Origin of the sequence: Marseilla massiliensis, assembly GCF_023336985.1 — a bacterium.
Classification (GTDB): domain Bacteria; phylum Bacteroidota; class Bacteroidia; order Bacteroidales; family Bacteroidaceae; genus Prevotella; species Prevotella intestinigallinarum.
This window is the reverse complement of record NZ_JAMBLP010000050.1, coordinates 1-3,249: the sequence shown is the minus strand read 5'-3', so window position 1 is coordinate 3,249 and position 3,249 is coordinate 1. Positions and strand designations below refer to the sequence as shown.

Sequence of the window (3,249 nt, the reverse complement as noted above, 5' to 3'; positions counted from 1 at the left end):
GCCGCCCGACCGGGGATGAACCCGGCGGGCGGCAACATGAAAGGCGGCGGCATCCTACTCTCCCGCATTGCAGCGCAGTACCATCGGCGCAACCGGGCTTAACTTCTCTGTTCGGGATGGGAAGAGGTGGAACCCCGGCGCAATGGCCACCTGTGTTTTCCTTCGCATGGCCTATGGCGGCATGCGTGGCACACAGCACACAAGAAAGCAACCTGCCGGCCGGCACCCAAAGGGCGCCGGGAAAGGTATCACCGGTCGAAACGTTCGGGCAATTAGTAGCGCTCGGCTTTGGCGTCGCCGCCTTTACACCTGCGCCCTATCAACGTCGTAGTCTGCGACGGCCCTCAAGGAGCCCTAATCTTGCGGACGGCTTCGCGCTTAGATGCTTTCAGCGCTTATCCTGACCAGACGCGGATACCCGGCCGTGCGCCTGGCGGCACAACCGGCTTACCGGAGGTCTGTCAACCACGGTCCTCTCGTACTAGTGGCCGAACCGCGCAAGGCTCCAGCGCCCACGATAGATAGAGACCGAACTGTCTCACGACGTTCTGAACCCAGCTCGCGTGCCACTTTAATGGGCGAACAGCCCAACCCTTGGGACCTTCTCCAGCCCCAGGATGTGACGAGCCGACATCGAGGTGCCAAACCACCCCGTCGATGTGAGCTCTTGGGGGGGATCAGCCTGTTATCCCCGGAGTACCTTTTATCCTTTGAGCGACGGCCCTTCCATGCGGAACCGCCGGATCACTATGCCCCAGTTTCCTGCCTGCTCGGGGTGTCCCCCTCCCAGTCAAGCGCCCTTTTGCCATTGCACTCATTTAGGCCGGTTGCCAATCGGCCTGAGGGCACCTTTGGAAGCCTCCGTTACGCTTTTGGAGGCGACCACCCCAGTCAAACTGCCCGCCAAGCGGTGTCCGCGCATCGCGCGTTAGACCCCGGACAGCGGAAGGGCCGTATTTCAACGGCGGCTCCGGCACCACTGGCGTGGCGCCTTCATTGCCTCCGGCCTATCCTACACATCCGATGGCCAAGGTCAGCGCTAAGCTGCAGTAAAGGTTCACGGGGTCTTTTCGTCCCATCGCGGGTAATCGGCATCTTCACCGATACTACAATTTCACTGAGATCATGGTCGAGACAGCGCCCGGATCATTACACCATTCGTGCAGGTCGGAACTTACCCGACAAGGAATTTCGCTACCTTAGGACCGTTATAGTTACGGCCGCCGTTTACCGGGGCTTCAACTCGGCGCTTCCCTTGCGGTGACGCCTCCTCTTAACCTTCCGGCACCGGGCAGGTGTCAGGCTGTATACTTCATCTCTCGAGTTTGCACAGCCCTGTGTTTTTGGTAAACAGTTGCCTGGGCCTGTTCGCTGCGCCTCCCACGGGGGGAGGACCCCTTCTCCCGAAGTTACGGGGCTGGTTTGCCTAGTTCCTTGACCATGAGTCTCTCAACGCCTTGGTATGCTCTACCCGGCCACGTGTGTCCGTTTGCGGTACGGGTGCCCGTGCGGTTAAGCTTAGCGGGGTTTCTTGGGAGCCGGATTACCCGCACTCTCGGCCCTCCACGAATGGAGCGCCGTACTTTCAGGTTCGGCTCGGGGCGTGTGCTTAACTGCGCCCCTCGACGCCTACACCCTTCAACGCGCAGTTCCGTCTGCGCGCGGCGGTGTCACTTCTCCGTTGCCGCATCGCCCGCACGGGCAGTCACGGAATCTCAACCGTGTCTGCCATCGCCATCGCCATTCGGCTTAGGCTTAGGGCCCGACTTACCCCGGGATGACTGGCATCGCCCGGGAAACCTTGGCCTTGCGGCGGGGGGGGTTCGCGCCCCCCTTGTCGTTACTCATACCTACATTTGCCTTTCCAGGCGCTCCAGCATGGGTCGCCCCATGCATTCTGCGCACCTGGAATGCTCCCCTACCGATACATTCTTTCGATATCCCGCGCCTTCGGCATCTGCCTTATACCCGATTATTATCCACGCGAGCCCCCTCGACCAGTGAGCTGTTACGCACTCTTTGAATGAATGGCTGCTTCCAAGCCAACATCCTGGCTGTCCCAGGGGGCACACTTCGTTAGACTAACTCAGGCAGAATTCCGGGGCCTTAGACGGCGGTCTGGATTCTTCTCCTCTCGGGGGCGGACCTTAGCACCCGCCCCCTTACTGCAGGGCTTCTGCGGACGCGCATTCGGAGTTCGTCAGGACTTGACAGGCGGTGAAGCCCTCGCGTCCTATCGGTCGCTCTACCTCGCGCCCGGAACACCCCACGCGGCACCTAAATGCCTTTCGGGGAGTACGAGCTATCTCCAAGTTTGATTGGCCTTTCACTCCTACACTCGGCTCATCCGGAAGCTTTTCAACGCTTATCGGTTCGGGCCTCCATCCCGCGTTACCGGGACTTCACCCTGGCCAAGTGTAGATCACTTGGTTTCGCGTCTGCCACCGCCGACTGTACGCCCTCTTCAGGCTCGCTCTCACTGCGGCTCCCCGCGTCATCACGGTTAACCTCGCCGGCGACGGCAACTCGTAGGTTCATTATGCAAAAGGCACGCCGTCACACGCATAAGCGTGCTCCGACCGCTTGTAGGCGCATGGTTTCAGGGTCTGTTTCACTCCCCTCGACGGGGTGCTTCCCACCTTTCCCTCACGGTACTTGTTCACTATCGGTCTCAAGGGAGTATTTAGCCTTGCCGGATGGTCCCGGCGGATTCGCACAGGGTTTCTCGTGCCCCGCGCTACTCAGGGAACCGCTACGCCAGCACCGACGGCGCGTAAGGGGCTTTCACCCGCTATGGCCGGACGTTCCAGTCCGTTCCGCTTAACGGTGCTTGTGCGACATTGCGGCCCTACTACCCCGACGGCGCCGAAACGCCGACGGTTTGGGCTCTTCCCCGGTCGCTCGCCACTACTGGGGGAATCACTGTTGTTTTCTCTTCCTGCGGGTACTAAGATGTTTCAGTTCCCCGCGTTCGCCTCACGCTCACTGCGTGATGCCGCCTTTCGGCGGCGGGTTGTCCCATTCGGAGACCTGCGGGTCAATGGCCGGTTGCGCCTAACCGCAGATTATCGCAGCTTCCCACGTCCTTCATCGCCTCCTTGAGCCTAGGCATCCACCATGCGCCCTTCTTCAATTTCGACTCATTCCCGCAACATGTGCGGGATTGCGCTTTCCCGGCGGCCACACTAAGTGGCTGCCGGCCTTGCTTGTTGCTTGTCTTGTATACAGTATGTCAAAGATCGTTCGCCC

The 3,249-nt window shown here is 60.4% G+C and carries 2 rRNA genes; both read right to left on the bottom strand.

The window, feature by feature from the left end:
* Positions 1–41 precede the first annotated feature (41 nt).
* Positions 42–154, bottom strand: a 5S ribosomal RNA gene (gene rrf / locus M3089_RS15635).
* Between the two features lie 98 nt (positions 155–252).
* A 23S ribosomal RNA gene (locus M3089_RS15630) occupies positions 253–3,140 on the bottom strand.
* Between the last annotated feature and the right edge of the window lie 109 nt (positions 3,141–3,249).